This is a genomic window from Brevundimonas sp. (genome assembly GCF_035627475.1).
Lineage (GTDB): Bacteria > Pseudomonadota > Alphaproteobacteria > Caulobacterales > Caulobacteraceae > Brevundimonas.
This window is the reverse complement of record NZ_DASPLR010000046.1, coordinates 157,735-174,197: the sequence shown is the minus strand read 5'-3', so window position 1 is coordinate 174,197 and position 16,463 is coordinate 157,735. Positions and strand designations below refer to the sequence as shown.

The following is a 16,463-nucleotide window of genomic DNA, read 5'->3' as shown; positions in this document are numbered from 1 at the left end:
CTGCGGTCAAGGTTCAGAAGGAAGGTGCGACATCACGACGGCGGCGCCTCGAGCGCCGGGCGGGGCCAGCGCACCGCGACCCGTGCGCCTTTGGGCTGGCCCTTCTGCGGCGCCGGGCCGCCGTCGCCGGCGCCGACGGACACCCGCCCGCCCGTGCGCTCCAGCAAGGTGCGCGCGATGAAGAAGCCCAAGCCCATGCCGCCCTGACTGGGAGCGATCTTCTCGGCCACCGGCGCCGCCTTCGCGCCCTTCCTTCCCTTGCGGCCGGGCGCGGCGGCGGCGACAGAGGCCGCGATCTGGGCGGCGAGCGCACGGCGCGCCTTACCCTGCGGCCGACTGGTCACATAGGGTTCGCCCAGCCGCGGCAGGATGTCGGGCGGGATGCCCGGTCCGTCGTCGACAACTTCGATCTCGATGAAACCGGCGTCGACCAGCGCCTGGACCCGGACCCGGCTGTTGGCGAAGTCGGCGGCGTTCTCGACAAGGGTCGACAGGCCGTGCACCACCTCGGGCAGACGGCGCACGCGCGGCGCGGCCTCGCCCGACGCGGTGCGCACCTTGACGTCGAAGGCCAGGTCGAAGCCACGGTGCGGCTCGACCACCTCTTCCAGAAGCGCCTTCAGCCCGACCTCGGCGAAGGCGGCCTCGCCCTCCTCCGGCTGTTGCGACAGCTGCTTCAGGATGTCCCGGCAGCGCTCCGCCTGCTGCAGGATCAGGGCTGCGTCCTCGGCGGCGGCGGCATTGCCGGAGGATTCGCGCAGCAGCTCGCGCGCCACCACCTGGATGGTCGCCAGCGGGGTGCCCAACTCGTGCGCCGCCGCCGCCGCCAGGCCGCCCAGCGCCGCCAGCCGCTGCTCGCGCTGCAGAACGTCCTGGGTCGTGGCCAGAGCCAGTTCCAGCTTTTCGGCGTCCGCCGCCACCCGCCATGCGTAGGCGGCGGTGAAGATGACGCCGGTGATCAGGGCCAGGCCGACCCCGAAGCGGTACAGTGCGGGCAGATCCAGCTCGGTCCCGGCCTGCCACGGCAGGGGCATGGAGAAGAAGAACAGACCCACGGTCGCCGCGAGCACCAGCAGCCCCATCAGCGCCGCCTGCCGCCCCGGCAGGGACGCCGCCGCCACCGTCACCGGGGCGACCAGCAGCAGGCAGAAAGGGTTCTGCAGCCCGCCGGTCAGGGCCAGCAGAGCCGACAGCTGCAGGATGTCGAAACCGAGGTGCGCCGCCGTCAACGTCCCGTCGGGGGCGGAGCCGTCGCTGCGACGGAGCCGGGCGGTGGCGTTCAGGTTCATGGCCACGCTCGCGGCGATGACGGCGAGGCAGCCCCACAACGGCAGGCGGAAATGGAACCAGGCCGTGGCGACGGCCACGGTCGCGCTCTGGCCGACGATGGCCATCCAGCGCAGGATCACCAGCGTCCGCAGCGACAGGCCGCGGCTGCGGCGCGGCAGGTTGCGCCAGCCGGCGAAGCGGTGGCCGCCAGCCTCGGGCGGAGACTGCGACGACAGGGGGTCTTGGGTCGGGCTCACGCGTCTTCTATAGACCAGCCGCGCCGGCATGGCGCGTCTTGCCGGGGTCCGCGATGCCACGCCGTTCCATCCTGCTGTTCGCCGCCGCCTGTGCGGTGATCGCCGTGGCGATGCTCGCCGTGACCGTGGTGCTGATCAACCGCCCGGCGGCCGGACCCCAGCCCGGCGAGGTCGTCTCCACGGGCCAGGCCGACGTGGGCGGACCGTTCCAGCTGGTCGATCACAACGGCCGGCCCGTCGACCAGACGATGCTGGAGGGCAAGTGGTCGCTGGTCTTCTTCGGCTTCACCTACTGCCCCGACTTCTGCCCCACCACCCTGGCGGCGCTGGAGGCGACGAGGCAGCGGCTCGGCGACAAGGCGGAGAACCTTCAGATCGTCTTCATCAGCGTCGATCCGGAGCGGGACACACCGCAGGCGCTGAAGGACTATCTGTCCTCCGACGGCTTTCCCGAAGGCGTGATCGGCCTGACCGGCACGCCGGACCAGGTCAGGGCCGCCGCCGACGTCTACCGGGCCTATTACCAGAAGGTCGGCGAGGGCGAGGACTACACCATGAACCACTCGCTGACCGTCTATCTGATGGGGCCGGACGGGAAGTTCCGTACCGCCGTGGCCGAGGAGCTCGGCCCGGAGCGGTCGGCCGCGGTGATCGAGCGGGCGATGGCGCGGGGCTGAGCCGCGCGGCCCAACCTGAGCCGTTCACGACAAACTGATCGCCGATAATCCTTTTGCAGTGCGGCGCGTTCTATGGTGCCCTGCCATATACCGGCGGGGGCCGTCTCAGGACACGCATGCTGTATTCGCTTCACGAGCTCGCCTATCACTCGGCGGCTCCTTTCCGGATCGGGACCCAGCTGGCCCGCGACTTCTGGACCCATCCGCTCAATCCCGCCGCCGATACAGCCCTGGCGCGGACGGCCTACGCCTCGGCCGAACTGTTCGAGAGCGTCACGCGCCGCTACGGCAAGCCGGACTGGGGCCTCGAGGTCGTCACGGTCGATAATCGGCCGGTCCGCACGACCGAGCAGGTGGTCTGGTCCTCGCCGTGGTGCCGGCTGGTGCGGTTCGCCCGCCACGTCGGCGACCTCAAGCGGGCCGCGAAGCCGGTCGCGGCCCCGGCGGTGATGATCGTCGCCCCGCTGTCCGGCCACTACGCCACCCTGCTGCGCGGCACGGTCGAGGCCTTCCTGCAGGACCACGACGTCTATGTCACCGACTGGACCAACGCCCGGCAGGTTCCGATGCTGGAGGGGCGGTTCGACTTCTTCGACTATGTGGATCACATCCGGACCATGCTCGGCGTCGTGGGGCCGCGGGCCCATGTCGTCGGGGTGTGCCAGCCGGGGCCGCCGGTGCTGGCGGCTTGCGCCCTGATGGCCGAGGACAAGGATCCGAACCGGCCCGCCTCCATGACCTTCATGGGCTCGCCGATCGACGCCCGCCTGTCGCCGACGGTGACCAACGAACTGGCCGAGCAGAAGCCTTTCGCCTGGTTCAAATCGAACATGATCCACACCGTGCCGTGGCCCTATCCGGGCTTCGGGCGGCGGGTCTATCCGGGCTTCGTCCAGCTCTACAGCTTCATGTCGATGAACGAGGAGCGGCACCGCGACGCCCACCACGAGTATTTCCAGCACCTCGTCAACGGGGACGGCGACGGCGTCGAGAAGCACGAGGAATTCTACAACGAATACCTGTCGGTGCTCGACCTGACCGAGGAGTTCTATCTCCAGACGATCGACATCGTGTTCCAGCAGCACCTGCTGCCGCGCGGCCTGCTGGAGCATCGCGGGCGCAGGGTCGATCTGGCGAAGATCACGGACATCGGGCTGATGACCGTCGAGGGGGCGAAGGACGATATCTCCGGCGTCGGCCAGACCCAGGCGGCGCATGGCCTGTGCAGCAGCCTGCCCGACGACCGGCGGATGCTCTATGTCCACCCCGAGGTCGGCCACTATGGCGTCTTCAACGGCCGCCGCTTCCGCGACGACATCTATCCGCGGGTGCGCGACTTCATCGCGAAGAACGAGGCGATCTGTGCAGTACCGGAACGGCCAGCGGCTGCCGCCTGACGCCGTCGGCGTCCCGGTCCGGCTGTCGGTCAATCCGCGGGCGCGACGGCTGTCGATCCGCATCGATGGGCGCGCCGGCGAGGCGGTGCTGGTGGCCCCGTCGGAGCGTGGTCTGGCCCAGGCCGTGGCCTTCGCCCGCACGAAGGCGAACTGGATGCGCCAGCGGCTGGCGGAGAGGCCCGAGGGATCGCCGCTCTCTCCCGGCGCAACGGTGGCCCTGTTCGGCCGCCCGACCCGGCTGGCGGCCACCGGGGGGACCGGGGCGGCGCGCCTGACCGAGGACGCAGACGGCCCGCTGATCGTCTCGGGCGGCGAGGGGGAGGCCTTCGCCCGCCGCGTCGAGAACCTGTTCAAGCGGGTGGCGCGCGAGACCCTGCAGGCTCGCACCGACTCGCATCTTCGCGCCCTGGGCCAGCGCCCCGTGAAGATGTCGATCGCTGACCCGAGATCGCGCTGGGGCTCGTGCAGCCCGCACAACCGGACCATCCGCTACAGCTGGCGGGTGATCATGGCGCCGCCCGAGGTGATTGATTACCTGGCCGCCCATGAGGTGGCCCATCTGGTCCACGCCGACCACAGCCCGGCCTACTGGTCAGTGGTGCAGCGCCTCATCGGCGACCACCGCCCCCACCGGAAATGGCTGAGAGACAACGGGCCGGCGCTGCACGCGGTGGGGCGCTGAGCCCCTCTCCTTCGACCCGTGCGGGAGAAGGGATTTCTAGAAGAACAGCGGCTCTGACTTCTTCTCGGGCGGCGAAGTCGGCTGCGGCTGCGGCGCGGGCGGGTCGCGCTGGGGCTGGGGCTGGGTCGGCCGGATCACCGCCGGCTGGTCCCGGCGGGGGGCGGCGGGCTCGCGCTGCGGCGGCGGCGGCTCCAGCAGGGACTCGTCCAGCGGATCGACGGGGTCGTCGCCCGGCGGGTTGTCGCCGAACAGGTCGCCGATACGCCCGATCAGGCTTTCCACCGGGCTGGGCGGCTGCCAGCCTTCCGGCATGGCCGGGCCGTTGGGGATGGCCGGGGCGTTGAGGCGCGGCAGGGCCGCCTCCATGAAGCCGCGCCAGATAGCCGCCGGCGACGAGCCGCCGGTGACGCCGCGCATGGCGCTGTTGTCGTCCTTGCCGACCCAGACGGCGGTGACGAAGCCGCCGGTGTAGCCGACGAACCAGGCGTCCTTGTAGTCCGAGGTCGTGCCGGTCTTGCCCGCCACGTCCCGACCGGCGATGGCCGCCGATCGCCCGGTGCCCGAGGTCATGACCCCGCGCAGCATCTGGTTCATATAGTAGAGGAAGGGGTTCGAGATCGCCTGCACCGGCCCCGCCTCGCGGCTGGCGCGCTGGTAGATGATCCGGCCCTGCGGGGTGCGGATGCGGCTGATGCCATAGGCCCGGACGCGCTTGCCGCCGTTGGCGAAGGCGTCATAGGCTTGGGCCATCTCGATCGGCGAGACCTCGACGGCGCCCAGAGCCATGGCCGGCTCAAGACCGATGCGCGAGCTGATGCCGAGGCGCCGCGCCGTGCGCGCGACATTGTCGCGTCCGACCTGATCGGCCATCCCCGCCGCCACGGTATTGGTCGATTGGGCCACGGCGTTGGCCATGGTCATCTGGCCGCGGAAATCGCCCGTGTAGTTGCGCGGCGACCAGTTGCCGATGCGGATCGGGGCGTCGTTGACCAGGGTCTCGGGCGTGTAGCCGCTCTCCAGAGCGGTCAGATAGACGAACGGCTTCCACGCCGAGCCCGCCTGGCGCCGTGCGTCAGTAGCGCGGTTGAACTGGCTGTCGGCGTAGGAGGCGCCACCGATCATGGCGCGGACGCGACCCTCGCCGTCCAGCGCCACCAGCGCCGCCTGCTGCACGCCTTTGGACCGGTCGCGGTCGAGGATGCGGCGCACCGCGCGCTCGGCCGAGGTCTGCAGGGTCAGGTCCAGGGTGGTCTCGACGATCATGTCCTCGGTGGGCTCGCCGACCAGTTCGCGGATCTGCTTGTCCAGCCAGTCGACGAAATACTGGGCGTGCTGGCTGGCCAGGGTACGCGACACCCGGACGGGTTCGGTGACGGCCTGGGCGCGCTGTTCGGGCGTGATCACTCCGGCGTCGACCATCTCGTTGAGGACCACGGTGGCGCGAGTGGCCGCGCGCTCGCTCTCGGACACCGGCGAATAGCGCGACGGCGCCTTGAGCAGGCCGGCCAGCAGCGCCGCCTCGCCGACGGTCAGCTGTTTGGCGCTCTTGTCGAAATAGCGCTGCGAGGCGGCCTCGATGCCGTAGGCGCCGGCGCCGAAATAGACCCGGTTCAGATAAAGGGCGAGGATCTCCTCCTTGGAGAATTTCATCTCCAGCCACACCGCCAGCATCAGTTCCTGGACCTTGCGCTTCAGGTTCTGGTCGGGGCTGAGGAACAGGTTCTTGGCCAGCTGCTGGGTCAGGGTCGAACCGCCCTGGACCACGCGTCCGGCGCGCATGTTGGCCGCGATGGCGCGGGTCATGCCGATGGGGTCGAAACCAGGGTGGTGATAGAAGCGCCGGTCCTCGATGGCGATGAAGGCCGCCGGGACGTAGTCCGGAAGGGCGTCGAGATCCGCCGGCGGGGCCTGCTGGGTGCCGCGCACCGCAATCAGGGCGCCGTTGCGGTCCAGGTAGGTGATCGAGGGCTGGCGGTCGACATTGTACAGGGTTGAGGTGTCGGGCAGGTCGCGGGCGAACACGGCGAAGAAGACGACCAGGAAGATCAGGCCCCAGACGGCCAACACCGATCCCCAGTAGATCAGCCGCTGCAACGGGGTGCGTTTCGGCTTCGGCTGGCCGTCGCCGCCGCCGCCCCGTCCAAAGCTGAAGCCGGAACCCGCCATCGAAACCTCATCCTGTCCGCTAGCGGTCTTAGCCGTTCGCCGGACGCACGCAAACGCCCCTCACGTCGTCACGAGACCGTGAGGGGCGTTTCCGCCGAAAGCATGGCCCTTGAACGCCCTATTCTAAAAACGCGTTCACCTCTGCGGCGAAGATCGCGGGCTGATCCAGCATGATGAAGTGGGCGCTGTCGTCGATCCGCTTCAGGGTTGCGGAGGGCAGGGTAGCGAACGACGCCCGGTAGATTCCGTCCGTGATTTCGGGGGTCATGCGGGGATCGTTGAACTTGACGTAGAGCACCGTCGTCGGGGCCGTGATCTTGGCAAGCTCGGGCCGCAGGTCGGTGACGATCAGTTCGCGGAAGGCCGAGGCCGAGGCCTGGCGGTCGCTGTTGGCGGCGTCCTCCAGCGGGCCGGCGCGGGCCGATTCCGTGGCGATCATGCCGGTGACGGCGGCTGCGGACTGGGCGCGGTAGGCCTCCTCCGGGCCCTGCGACATGCCGGCGTAAATCTGGTCGGCCATCGGAGCCACGCTCTCGGCGGTCGCGCCAGGGCCGCCGAACATGGCCCCCATGAAAGGCACCATGTCGACGACCATCAGCTTGCCGACGACGTCGGGATGCCGGGCGGCCAGCATCATGCCGATGGTTCCACCCATCGAATGGCCGATCACCGCGGGCTGGCCGAGCCCCTGCTCGGCGATGTAGCGGGCCAGCTCCTCGGCGACGGGCGCCGAAACCGGGCCCGTGGCGTTGTCCTCGGCCGGCGCCCCGGCGAAGCCCTGGATATGGATGCGATGGACGCGGTAGTGGCCCTTCAGCTGCTCGGTCAGGGCGTCGAACACCTCGGGCGAGGAGGACAGGCCGGGGATCAGGATGACGTCGCCGACCGGATGCTCGGGGCCGTCGACGCGCACGTGGAAGCGGCCCGATTCGAAGTCGGCGTGATGGTGACCGTGGCCGGCGGACTGCGCCTGGTCCGCGGCGGCGGCGTGCGCCCCGTGGGCGTCCTGGGCGAAGGCGGGGGTGGTCAGGGCGGCGGCGGCCATAAGGGTCACAAGGGCGGACTTCATCAGCGGTTCCTCTCAAGCTTCGGAGCCTGAATATGATATAGACTTTACGATGTAAAGTGCTTTTTCAAAGTCAGGTATTCGGCGGCTGGCGGTGAGCCCAGGCCCGCGACTAGAATAGCAGACATGACGCCTCCCGATACGGCCCCCGTTGCAGCGCCCGCGAAGACCGCGGCGGTTCCGCCCCCTGCCTTCGGCACAGGGTTCGTGCTCGACACCTGGTACTTCGTGGCCCTGTCGCGCGAGGTGAAGCCCGCCTCGCTGAAGCGGCACGAGCTGCCGGGCGAGCCGGTTCTGATCGGCCGCACCCGGGCCGGGCAGGTCTATGCGATGCGCGACATCTGCCCGCACCGGGCGGCGCCGCTGTCGGCTGGACGGCTGGTGGAGAAGCCGGGCGAGGGCGAGACCATTGAGTGCTGCTACCACGGCTGGCGCTTTCGGCCCGACGGCGTCTGCGCCGCCATCCCGTCCCTGGTTGAGGACCAGGCCTATGAGCCGGAGCGTATCCGGGTGCGGTCCTATCCGGTGCGCGAGAGCCAGGGCATGGTCTTCGTCTGGGTCTCGTCCGACCCGCGCAATCCGGCTGAACCCGACCACGAGCCGCCGGTCTTTCCCGGCGTGGTCGGCGGCGGAGCCAGGCTGGTAGAGTCGATGGACTTCGACGCCCACATCGACCACGCCGTGGTCGGGCTGATGGACCCCGCCCACGGACCCTATGTGCATCAGCAGTGGTGGTGGCGGTCCGAGCATTCGATGCACGAAAAGGCCAAGGCCTTCGAACCGCGGGATTTCGGCTTCGCCATGGTTCGGCACGCGCCGTCGTCGAACAGCCGGGCCTACAGGATTCTCGGCGGCGCCCCCGCGACGGAGATCACCTTCCGGCTGCCCGGCTACCGCTGGGAGCACATTCTGGTCGGCGAAAAACAGGTGTTGGCCCTGACCTGCCTGACGCCGAGATCGGAGAACCGGACGACGATCACCCAGATCTTCTGGTCTGACCACTGGGTGTTCGGCCTGGCCAAGCCGTTCCTGCGGATGGGCGTGGTCGCCTTCCTGAAACAGGACGGCGGCATGGTGAACCTGCAGAACGAGGGCCTGCGCTACGACCCGGCGCTGATCTGGATCGACGACGCCGACAAGCAGGCGAAGTGGTACCAGCAACTCAAGCGCGAGTGGGCGAGGAGCCGGGCGGAGGGGCGGGCGTTTGCGAATCCGGTCAAGCCGGCGACGCTGAGGTGGAAGAGCTGAGGGATACGGGATCGCGCTCCCTGGAAGCCGAAGCTGACCTCGGCAGGCGCCGCCATGGGGAAGCAGACGTTACCTCAACGAGCCGAAGCGACCTCTCGCGGACCCAAGAGCCATAGGCTAGCCGGTCTTCCCGCGGGTGTCGGCCTTCTCGCCCATGACCCTTGCCAACTGTTCGCGCTCGGTCGCCAGGAGGTCCTCGATCAACTTGCGACGCGCAGGGTCACCCTCGGACGCCAACTCACGTTCAAACCGCTCAATGTTCCGGCGGTGCGCGTACTCTTCCATGGCTCGTCCCCACACTTGTGACCAACCCTAGGTTGGCACGTCGCCAACGTTCCGACCAGTGGGTGGACTCGCGGACGAACGATGTACCCGAACGTCCGCGACGGGTCGGCGACGGATCTCTGACCCAGCGCCGGACTGGCGCATTCAGGCGTCTCTTGGCGCGTTGTGGCGGGACGCCTACTGCCGGCTGATCGCGCCGGCGAGGATGGCGTCCACCTGCTTGCCCATGCGTTCGCCCAGCTGGGCCTCGGCCCAGCCGTCGTAGGCGGCGCGGCGGTAGTTGGACAGGAAGGCGTCGTAGATCAGTTCGCTCAGCAACCGGATGTCGGTGTCCTGGCGCAGTTCGCCCTCACGCACACCGGCCTGCAGGGTGTCGGTGACGACCGACAGGATTGGCTTGATGGCGTCGCGGGTGCGCATCTCGGCGGCGACGGGCTGGAACCACGAGCGGGCGATCACCGCCTGCACCAGCGGCAGTTGCTCAAGCGAGTCGTGGTAGCCGGCGCCGAGCGCGGACAGTAGGCGGGTGCGGGTCGAGCCCTCGGTGGCGGCGGCGGCCTTCATGGTCTCTGCCAGCTTGACCATATCGGTCGCCAAGACAGCTTCGAACAGTTCGGCCTTGTCCTGGAAGTTGGCGAACACCGCGCCGGTCGACATGCCCGCGCCCTTGGCGATGTCGCGGATGGTGGCGGGCTCGTAGCCGCGCTCGGCGAAGAGCTGGCGCGCGGCGTCGAGAACCTTCTGGCGGGTGCGGACCTTGGCGGCCTGGCGGCGGTTCAGGCGGGGCGTCTCGGTTTCGGCCTGGGGTTCGGACTGGGAAGGGGACAGGGCGATATCTCGCATGAAACGGGTACTCGACTAGATGGCGGCTGACGCCTGCCGATCGATAACTGACCGCCGAAGCGATGGGGAGGAAGCGGAACGCGATGCGGTGCGTCCGCCGAATGCCGTCTTCCGACGACGGGGGCAGTCATCACGCAACGATGACCAAAATGGGGTATGGAGATTAACGGGGCAATGAGCGCCGGGGTTAATGCGACATCCTGGCCGGGTCAGTTCCGCGCTGTCGACCGCAGCGCGCGGGGCCGCCGCGGACCCGCCTGGTTGTCGGGCATCGCGTCCTGGAACAGGATCCGGAACCGGTCCCGGCGCTCGTGGATCGAGGCCAGCACCAGCCCCATCGGCACGCCTAGGTCGACCAGGGTATTCTCGGCCAGCTGCAAGGCTGCCTCGGTCGTCTCCGGGACGGCGTCGGTGACGCCCAGCTGGTACAGCCGCTCTGCATGGCGCTCGTCGCGGGCCCGGGCGATGAGGATCAGATCTGGCCGCAATCCCCTTGCGGTCCGGACCACCTCGTCGACCTTGGCGGGCGCGTCCATGGTCACCACCACGGCCCTGGCCGTGTCGACGCCGCACAGCTTCAGCATTTCGGCGCGACCTGCGTCGCCGTAGAAGACGTTGGCCCCCTCGGCCCGGCCCTTGGCCACAGTGGAGGCGTTGGCGTCGACCGCCAGATAGGACTGGCCGTGTTCGGTGAGCATCTCGCCGACCAGCCGGCCAACGCGTCCGAAGCCGACGATCAGCACCTGGTTCCCGGCGGCGACCGGTTCGAGCGCGTCGGCGGGCAGATCCGGCGCGGCCACGGCCTGCCGGGTCAGCCGGTCGGCGATCAGGGCCATCAGCGGGATGGTGAAGATGCTGATCGTCGCCGCCAGCATGACGGTGCGGGTGAAGTCCGGCGAGGCGATGCCCTCGACCATGCCGGCCCCGAGGATGACGAAAGCGAACTCTCCCGCCGGACCCAGCACCAGCGCCGCCTCTATGGCGGTGCGGTTCCTGACACCCCACAGCCGCGCCGCGCCATAGATCAGGATCGCCTTCACCAGGGTCAGGGCGATGGCGAGGCCGAACACCCCTGCCGGATCGGCGGCAACCGCATCCAGATCCAGCCCGATGCCCACGCCGACGAAGAAGACGCCGAGCAGCAGTCCCTTGAACGGCTCTATCGACAGTTCGACCTCGCGCCGGAACTCGGTCTCGGCCAGCAGCAGGCCGGCGACGAGCGCGCCCAGGCTCATGGACAGCCCGGCCGCCTGGGCCGCCAGGCCGGCGCCGACCACGACGAGCAGGCTGGCGGCGACGAACATCTCCTGCCCCTGGCCGCGCGCCTTGGCCTTGGCCACTGAGCGGAACATCGGCCGCAGCACCAGCCGTCCCAGCACCACGATCAGGGCCAGGCCCACCGCCGCCGGGACCAGCGTCAGCAGCGCCGGCCTCAGCACGGACGGGTCGAACTCGCCCGCCGGCGTCGCCCCGGCCAGGGCGGCGGCGGCCATCACCGTCACGGTGATCAGGATCGGCGCGACGGCGAGGTCCTGGGCCAGCAGGACGGAGAAGGTGGTCCGCCCAGCCGCCCCGCCCAGCCGGCCGCGTTCGGCCATAACCGGCATCACCACCGCGGTCGAGGACAGGGCGAAACCCATGCCCAGAACAGCGGCCGACACCAGCGTCTGGCCCATCAGCATGAACAGGGCCGCCAGAGCCACGGTGCAGACCGCGACCTGGGTCAGGCCGAGGCCGAACACCAGCCGGCGCATGGACCTGAGCCGCTCCCACGACAGCTCCAGGCCGATCATGAACAGGAGGAAGGCGACGCCCAGTTCGGACAGGGACCGGATCTGGCCGGCGTCGGAAATGGTCAGCCAGGACAGCCAGGGGGCGGTGTCGGCCAATCGCGCCAGACCATCGGGGCCGAGCAGCACGCCCGCGGCCAGAAATCCGAGAATGGGGCTGATCCTGAGCCGGTTGAACAGCGGGACCATGACGCCCGCCGCGGCCAGGAAGACCACCAGATCCTTGTATTCGCCGCCCGCGCCGCCGTGAACCGTCATCCGCCCTCCGAACGGTTCAGCCTACAGGCTGAAACGCCGTCCTGTCCGCGTTTCCGTCGCATCATGACAAAAAATTCAGGCGACAGTCCGCCCTCCCGGCGTAGGGTCGCCGCCGACCTTCCGGAAAGCGAAGTCAAGTCGAGGGAAACCCACATGAAGAAGCTGCTCATCGGCGCCGCCGTCGGCGCCCTGCTCCTGCCCGCCGCGCCAGCGCTGGCCCAGCATTTCGCCGACGACGGGCACGACCACGCCTGCGTCGACGAGGGCTGCACGGTCTTCGAACTGTTCCAGACTCCGGAGGCTGGCGCGACCGTGCTCGGCTACCAGGGCATCGAGGCGCCGAAGTATGGCGACTGGGGCTTCGACCTGGGCGGCCGCGACACCTCCGTCTCGCCCGGCGACAGCTTCTTCCGCCACGCCAACGGCGCCGCCCTCGACGAGATGCAGATCCCCTCGGACCGCACCAGCTACGGCTCATTCGCCCTGCTGCGCGAACTGTCCGACAACCGCGTCAAGGCGATGATCGAGGGGCTGACCGCGCGCACCGACCTGACCCCCGGCTCGGACGAGCAGAAGATCGCCGACGCCTATCGCTCCTACATGGACGAGGCCCGCATCGAGGCGCTCGACGCCCAGCCGCTGCAGCCCTACCTCGCCGCCATTCGCGCCGCCGACACCCATGACAAGGCCGCCGTCTACATGGGCGAGACCCAGGGCCGCATCGGTGGCTCGATCTTCGGCACCGGCATCTCGACCGACCAGAAGGCCCCGACCCGCTACGTCGTCTCGACCGGCCAGTCGGGCCTCGGCCTGCCCAACCGCGACTACTATCTGGAAGAGCGCTGGGCCGAGAAGAAGGTGCTCTACCGTGCCTATATCGAGCGCATGCTCGAGATGATCGGTTGGGAGGACCCGGCCGCCAACGCCGACGCCATCCTGGCGTTTGAAACGCGCATCGCCGAGGCGCACTGGACCCCGGTCCAGAACCGCAACCGCGACGAGACCTACAACGAATACACCATCGCCCAGCTGGCCGCCGAGGCGCCCGGCTTCCCGTGGCAGGACTACTATTCGGCCATTGGCGTCGGCGAGGTGCCGCGGCTGATCGTCCGCCAGGACACGGCCATGCCGAAGATCGCGGCCATCTACGCCGAGACCCCGATCGAGGTGATCCAGGCCTGGCAGGCCTTCCACACCACTGACGACGCCGCGTCGCGCCTGTCGCGCCGCTTCTCGGACGCCCAGTGGGAGTTCCGCTCGCGGGACCTCAACGGCCAGCCGATGCAGCGCCCGCGCGACAAGCGCGGCATCAGCTTCGCCGAGGGCATGCTGGGCGAGGCGGTCGGCCGCCAGTACGTGGCCGAGTACTTCCCCGCCGAGTCCAAGGCCAAGATGGAGGAGCTGGTCGCCAACCTTCGCACGGCGCTTGGCAACCGCATCAACACCTACGACTGGATGAGCGCCGAGACGAAGGCGGCGGCCCAGGACAAGCTGGCCAAATTCACGGTCAAGATCGGCTATCCGAACAAGTGGCGCGACTATTCCGCGCTCGAGGTCCGGCCGGACGACCTGTTCGGCAATGCCGAGCGCGCCGGCCTGTTCCAGTGGAACTACCAGCTGAACCGCCTGAACCAGCCGGTCGACAAGGACGAGTGGGGCATGACCCCGCAGACGGTCAACGCCTACTACAACTCGACCAATAACGAGATCGTCTTCCCCGCCGCCATCCTGCAGCCGCCGTTCTTCGATCCGGACGCGGACCCGGCCGTCAACTACGGCGGCATCGGTGGCGTGATCGGCCACGAGATCGGCCACGGCTTCGACGACCAGGGCTCCAAGTCGGACGGCGACGGCGTCCTGCGCAACTGGTGGACCGACGAGGACAAGGCCAATTTCACGGCCCTGACCACCCGCCTCGGCGCCCAGTACGACCAGTTCGAGCCGATCCCGGGCTTCAAGGTCCAGGGCGGCCTGACCATGGGCGAGAACATCGGCGACGCCGCCGGCACGGCCGTGGGCCTGGAGGCCTACCACCTGTCGCTGAACGGCCGTCCGGCGCCGGTGCTCGACGGCCTGACCGGCGACCAGCGCTTCTTCTACGGCTGGGCCCAGGTCTGGCAGTCGAAGTACCGCGACGACGCGCTGCGCAACCAGATCGCCAGCGATCCGCACAGCCCGGCCGAGTTCCGCGTCATCGGGCCGGTGCGCAACATCGACGCCTGGTACGAGGCCTTCGACGTCCAGCCGGGCTCGAAATACTACCTCGCGCCGGAAGACCGCGTCCGCATCTGGTAGCGGTCCGCGGCATCGAACGGGAGGGGCCGGGGCGGCGACGCTCCGGCCCTTTTTCGTGGCCGGTCGGCGGGATCTAGAGAGACAGGCCGAACCTCGGGGCCGCCCAGACCATGGCGAGATAGAGGACCACGGTCAGGGCGCAGCCCGCCGCCAGGGCCGGGTAGAAGGCCATCCCCCGCCTGAGCAGCGCCGGGATCAACAGGAACATCGGCAGCGACGGCAGCACGTACCAGAAGGTCGCGCCCGCGTGCGCCGCCATCCGCGCCGGATCGGACGTGTCCCGCCACAGCCAGATCATGCCGAGCACCGAGACCAGCGGCAGGGAGGCGACGAGCGCCGCGAACCCCGGACTGCGTTTCGCCATCTCCGACACGATGGCGATGATGACGCCGGAGACGAGGGCCTTGATGACGAGGTAAACCATGGGGGCCTCCATTTCAGGCACGAAAAAGCCCGCCGCGGGGGATACATCGCGGCGGGCTTCTTTCGCTCTCTACGGAGCGGACGTTTCCTCCCCGAAACGCCTCCGAAAGGCTGCCGCGCCAAGACGCGGCGGCTCTCGAGTGGCCGCAGAATGACGACATTCCGGGCGCCAAGTCAATGAAGTCGCAGCCGAAACGCCGCGTTTTCATTTCTTATCAATGATAACTCACGCATCCGTGTGCGGACGATCGACGATCCGGCGAACGGTGGCGACCAGGTCCCCCCGCGAGGCGACGACCTGGCCGGGGCGCTCGGTCTTCCACGCCTCGTTGTCGGCGATGCCGGCGGCCAGGGCGCGGCCCGCGTCGAGATCCTTGACGGTCACCTGGCCCGCCGCGATCTCGTCGCCGCCGAGAATGACCACCGCCGGCGCGCCGCGCCGGTCGGCGTATTTCATCTGCGCCTTCATGCCCGCGCGGCCGAGGTAGAGTTCGGCGGCGACGCCGGCGTTGCGAAGCTCGGCCACGGCGTCGAGGTAGTGCTGCATGTCGGCCTCGGAGAAGACGATCACGACCACCGGGCCACGCACCGCGTCCGCTGAGTCCCGTCCGGCCGCGCGCAGGGCGGAGGCCAGCCGCGACACCCCGAACGAGAAGCCCGTCGCCGGCAGCCGCTCGCCCGTGAACCGCGCCACCAGATCGTCGTAGCGCCCGCCGCCGCCGATGGAGCCGAAGCGGACGGCGCGCCCCTTGTCGTCGGTGGTCTGGAGCAGCAGCTCGGCCTCGAACACCGCCCCGGTGTAGTATTCCAGCCCGCGGACGATGGTCGGGTCGAAGCGCACGGCCGACTGGTCGACCTTCATGGCGTTGAGGGCCCGGTCGATGGCCGCCAGCTCCTCCAGGGCCGCCTCGCCGACGGCGCCCAGGCCGCCGGCGCGGGCCACGGCCTCCAGCGTCGCCGCGCGCGACAGGGCCGCGTCGCCGGCCGAGGCGAGGAAGGCCTCGATCGTCGCGGCCACGCCCAGCGGCAGGTTGGCGCCTTTGGTGTAGTCGCCGGACTCGTCCAGACGGCCCTCGCCCAGCAGGGCGGCGACGCCCTCCCAGCCCAGCCGGTCGAACTTGTCGATGGCGCGAAGGGCGGTCAGGCGCTGCACCGGGTCCGTGACGCCCCCCGCCTCGAACAGGCCGTCGAACAGCTTGCGGTTCGACACCCGCAGGACCGCCTGGTCAGGGGACAGGCCGGCGGCCTGCAGGCCCTCGCAGGCCATGGCGATGATCTCGGCGTCCGCCTCGGGCCGGTCGGAGCCGACGGTGTCGGCGTCGCACTGCACGAATTCGCGGAAGCGGCCGGGGCCCGGCTTCTCGTTGCGCCACACCGGGCCGAAGGCGTAGCGGCGGAACGGCTTGGGCAGAGTCTCCCAGTTCTGGGCCGCGAAGCGGGCCAGGGGCGCGGTCAGGTCGTAGCGCAGCGCCATCCACTCGCCGTTGCCGGCCTCGTCGGGATCGTCCTGCAGGGCGAAGACGCCCTCGTTCGGCCGGTCCGCGTCTGGCAGGAATTTGCCGAGGGCGTCGGCGTATTCGAACGCCCCGGTGTCCAGCGGCTCGAATCCCCAGCGCTCGTAGACGGCGGAGACGCGCCTCACCAGCCGGCGCTCGGCGATGAGGTCGCGGCCGCGACGGTCGGCGAAGCCCCGGGGACTGCGGGCTTCAGGGCGTGGGGAGACGGCGTCGGTCATGTCGGGCTTTTAGAGGGGCGAGGGTGAGAAGGGCTAGTGCTGGCGAGCAGGGTCGCGCCGCTCACTAGCACT

13 protein-coding genes are annotated in these 16,463 nt (G+C 69.5%); 5 read left to right on the top strand and 8 right to left on the bottom strand.

Annotation, left to right across the window (positions count from 1 at the left end):
* Window positions 1–32: 32 nt before the first annotated feature.
* Window positions 33–1,526 carry an ActS/PrrB/RegB family redox-sensitive histidine kinase gene (locus tag VEA62_RS13355; protein WP_324822647.1) on the bottom strand — a complete coding sequence of 498 codons (1,494 nt, stop codon included), beginning with the start codon at window positions 1,524–1,526 and terminating at the stop codon, window positions 33–35.
* Window positions 1,527–1,579: 53 nt separating this feature from the next.
* Here VEA62_RS13355 and VEA62_RS13350 point away from each other — a divergent pair, with 53 nt between their 5' ends.
* The 3 genes from VEA62_RS13350 to VEA62_RS13340 all read left to right on the top strand — a co-directional run bounded on the left by VEA62_RS13350 (window position 1,580) and on the right by VEA62_RS13340 (window position 4,282).
* Window positions 1,580–2,203: an SCO family protein gene (locus VEA62_RS13350; protein ID WP_324822645.1), complete on the top strand. Its 624-nt coding sequence runs from the start codon at window positions 1,580–1,582 to the stop codon at window positions 2,201–2,203.
* Window positions 2,204–2,319: 116 nt separating this feature from the next.
* On the top strand, window positions 2,320–3,600 hold the full coding sequence (locus VEA62_RS13345; protein WP_324822643.1) for a polyhydroxyalkanoate depolymerase: 1,281 nt from the start codon (window positions 2,320–2,322) through the stop codon (window positions 3,598–3,600).
* On the top strand, window positions 3,566–4,282 hold the full coding sequence (locus VEA62_RS13340; RefSeq protein WP_324822641.1) for a SprT family zinc-dependent metalloprotease: 717 nt from the start codon (window positions 3,566–3,568) through the stop codon (window positions 4,280–4,282). The genes VEA62_RS13345 and VEA62_RS13340 overlap by 35 nt, the downstream gene beginning before the upstream one ends.
* A 36-nt stretch (window positions 4,283–4,318) precedes the next feature.
* Here VEA62_RS13340 and VEA62_RS13335 read toward each other — a convergent pair whose 3' ends face one another.
* Window positions 4,319–6,448, bottom strand: coding sequence for a PBP1A family penicillin-binding protein (locus VEA62_RS13335; RefSeq protein ID WP_324822639.1), 2,130 nt, complete (start codon window positions 6,446–6,448; stop codon window positions 4,319–4,321).
* 118 nt (window positions 6,449–6,566) lie between these two features.
* Window positions 6,567–7,517 carry an alpha/beta hydrolase gene (locus VEA62_RS13330; protein WP_324822637.1) on the bottom strand — a complete coding sequence of 317 codons (951 nt, stop codon included), beginning with the start codon at window positions 7,515–7,517 and terminating at the stop codon, window positions 6,567–6,569.
* Between the two features lie 123 nt (window positions 7,518–7,640).
* Between VEA62_RS13330 and VEA62_RS13325 the strand changes: the two genes are divergently transcribed.
* A complete protein-coding gene (locus VEA62_RS13325) occupies window positions 7,641–8,762 on the top strand; it encodes an aromatic ring-hydroxylating dioxygenase subunit alpha (protein WP_324822635.1) in 1,122 nt (373 codons plus the stop codon).
* Window positions 8,763–8,879: 117 nt separating this feature from the next.
* On the opposite strand, the gene VEA62_RS13320 is transcribed toward VEA62_RS13325, so the two are convergent.
* The 3 genes from VEA62_RS13320 to VEA62_RS13310 all read right to left on the bottom strand — a co-directional run bounded on the left by VEA62_RS13320 (window position 8,880) and on the right by VEA62_RS13310 (window position 11,938).
* Entirely contained in the window at window positions 8,880–9,047 is a 168-nt protein-coding gene (locus tag VEA62_RS13320) for a hypothetical protein (RefSeq protein ID WP_324822633.1), read from the bottom strand.
* 177 nt (window positions 9,048–9,224) lie between these two features.
* On the bottom strand, window positions 9,225–9,890 hold the full coding sequence (locus tag VEA62_RS13315; RefSeq protein WP_324822631.1) for a TetR/AcrR family transcriptional regulator: 666 nt from the start codon (window positions 9,888–9,890) through the stop codon (window positions 9,225–9,227).
* Between the two features lie 209 nt (window positions 9,891–10,099).
* On the bottom strand, window positions 10,100–11,938 hold the full coding sequence (locus VEA62_RS13310) for a cation:proton antiporter (protein ID WP_324822629.1): 1,839 nt from the start codon (window positions 11,936–11,938) through the stop codon (window positions 10,100–10,102).
* 153 nt (window positions 11,939–12,091) lie between these two features.
* Here VEA62_RS13310 and VEA62_RS13305 point away from each other — a divergent pair, with 153 nt between their 5' ends.
* Window positions 12,092–14,233, top strand: a complete 2,142-nt coding sequence (locus VEA62_RS13305) for a M13 family metallopeptidase (RefSeq protein WP_324822627.1) — start codon at window positions 12,092–12,094, stop codon at window positions 14,231–14,233.
* A gap of 73 nt (window positions 14,234–14,306) precedes the next feature.
* Here the strand turns inward: VEA62_RS13305 and VEA62_RS13300 are convergent, their stop codons facing one another.
* Together VEA62_RS13300 and hisS are read right to left on the bottom strand one after the other, a co-directional pair.
* Window positions 14,307–14,657, bottom strand: coding sequence for a DUF3147 family protein (locus VEA62_RS13300; protein WP_324822625.1), 351 nt, complete (start codon window positions 14,655–14,657; stop codon window positions 14,307–14,309).
* A 225-nt stretch (window positions 14,658–14,882) separates the two neighbouring features.
* Window positions 14,883–16,391, bottom strand: a complete 1,509-nt coding sequence (gene hisS, locus VEA62_RS13295) for a histidine--tRNA ligase (protein ID WP_324822623.1) — start codon at window positions 16,389–16,391, stop codon at window positions 14,883–14,885.
* Window positions 16,392–16,463: the final 72 nt, after the last annotated feature.

Coding starts and splice junctions, on each gene's coding strand:
- VEA62_RS13350 (WP_324822645.1), top strand. CDS start 1,580: ATGCCACGCCGTTCCATCCTGCTGTTCGCCGCCGCCTGTGCGGTGATC.
- VEA62_RS13345 (WP_324822643.1), top strand. CDS start 2,320: ATGCTGTATTCGCTTCACGAGCTCGCCTATCACTCGGCGGCTCCTTTC.
- VEA62_RS13335 (WP_324822639.1), bottom strand. CDS start 6,448: ATGGCGGGTTCCGGCTTCAGCTTTGGACGGGGCGGCGGCGGCGACGGC.
- VEA62_RS13330 (WP_324822637.1), bottom strand. CDS start 7,517: ATGAAGTCCGCCCTTGTGACCCTTATGGCCGCCGCCGCCCTGACCACC.
- VEA62_RS13325 (WP_324822635.1), top strand. CDS start 7,641: ATGACGCCTCCCGATACGGCCCCCGTTGCAGCGCCCGCGAAGACCGCG.
- VEA62_RS13320 (WP_324822633.1), bottom strand. CDS start 9,047: ATGGAAGAGTACGCGCACCGCCGGAACATTGAGCGGTTTGAACGTGAG.
- VEA62_RS13315 (WP_324822631.1), bottom strand. CDS start 9,890: ATGCGAGATATCGCCCTGTCCCCTTCCCAGTCCGAACCCCAGGCCGAA.
- VEA62_RS13310 (WP_324822629.1), bottom strand. CDS start 11,938: ATGACGGTTCACGGCGGCGCGGGCGGCGAATACAAGGATCTGGTGGTC.
- VEA62_RS13305 (WP_324822627.1), top strand. CDS start 12,092: ATGAAGAAGCTGCTCATCGGCGCCGCCGTCGGCGCCCTGCTCCTGCCC.
- VEA62_RS13300 (WP_324822625.1), bottom strand. CDS start 14,657: ATGGTTTACCTCGTCATCAAGGCCCTCGTCTCCGGCGTCATCATCGCC.
- hisS (WP_324822623.1), bottom strand. CDS start 16,391: ATGACCGACGCCGTCTCCCCACGCCCTGAAGCCCGCAGTCCCCGGGGC.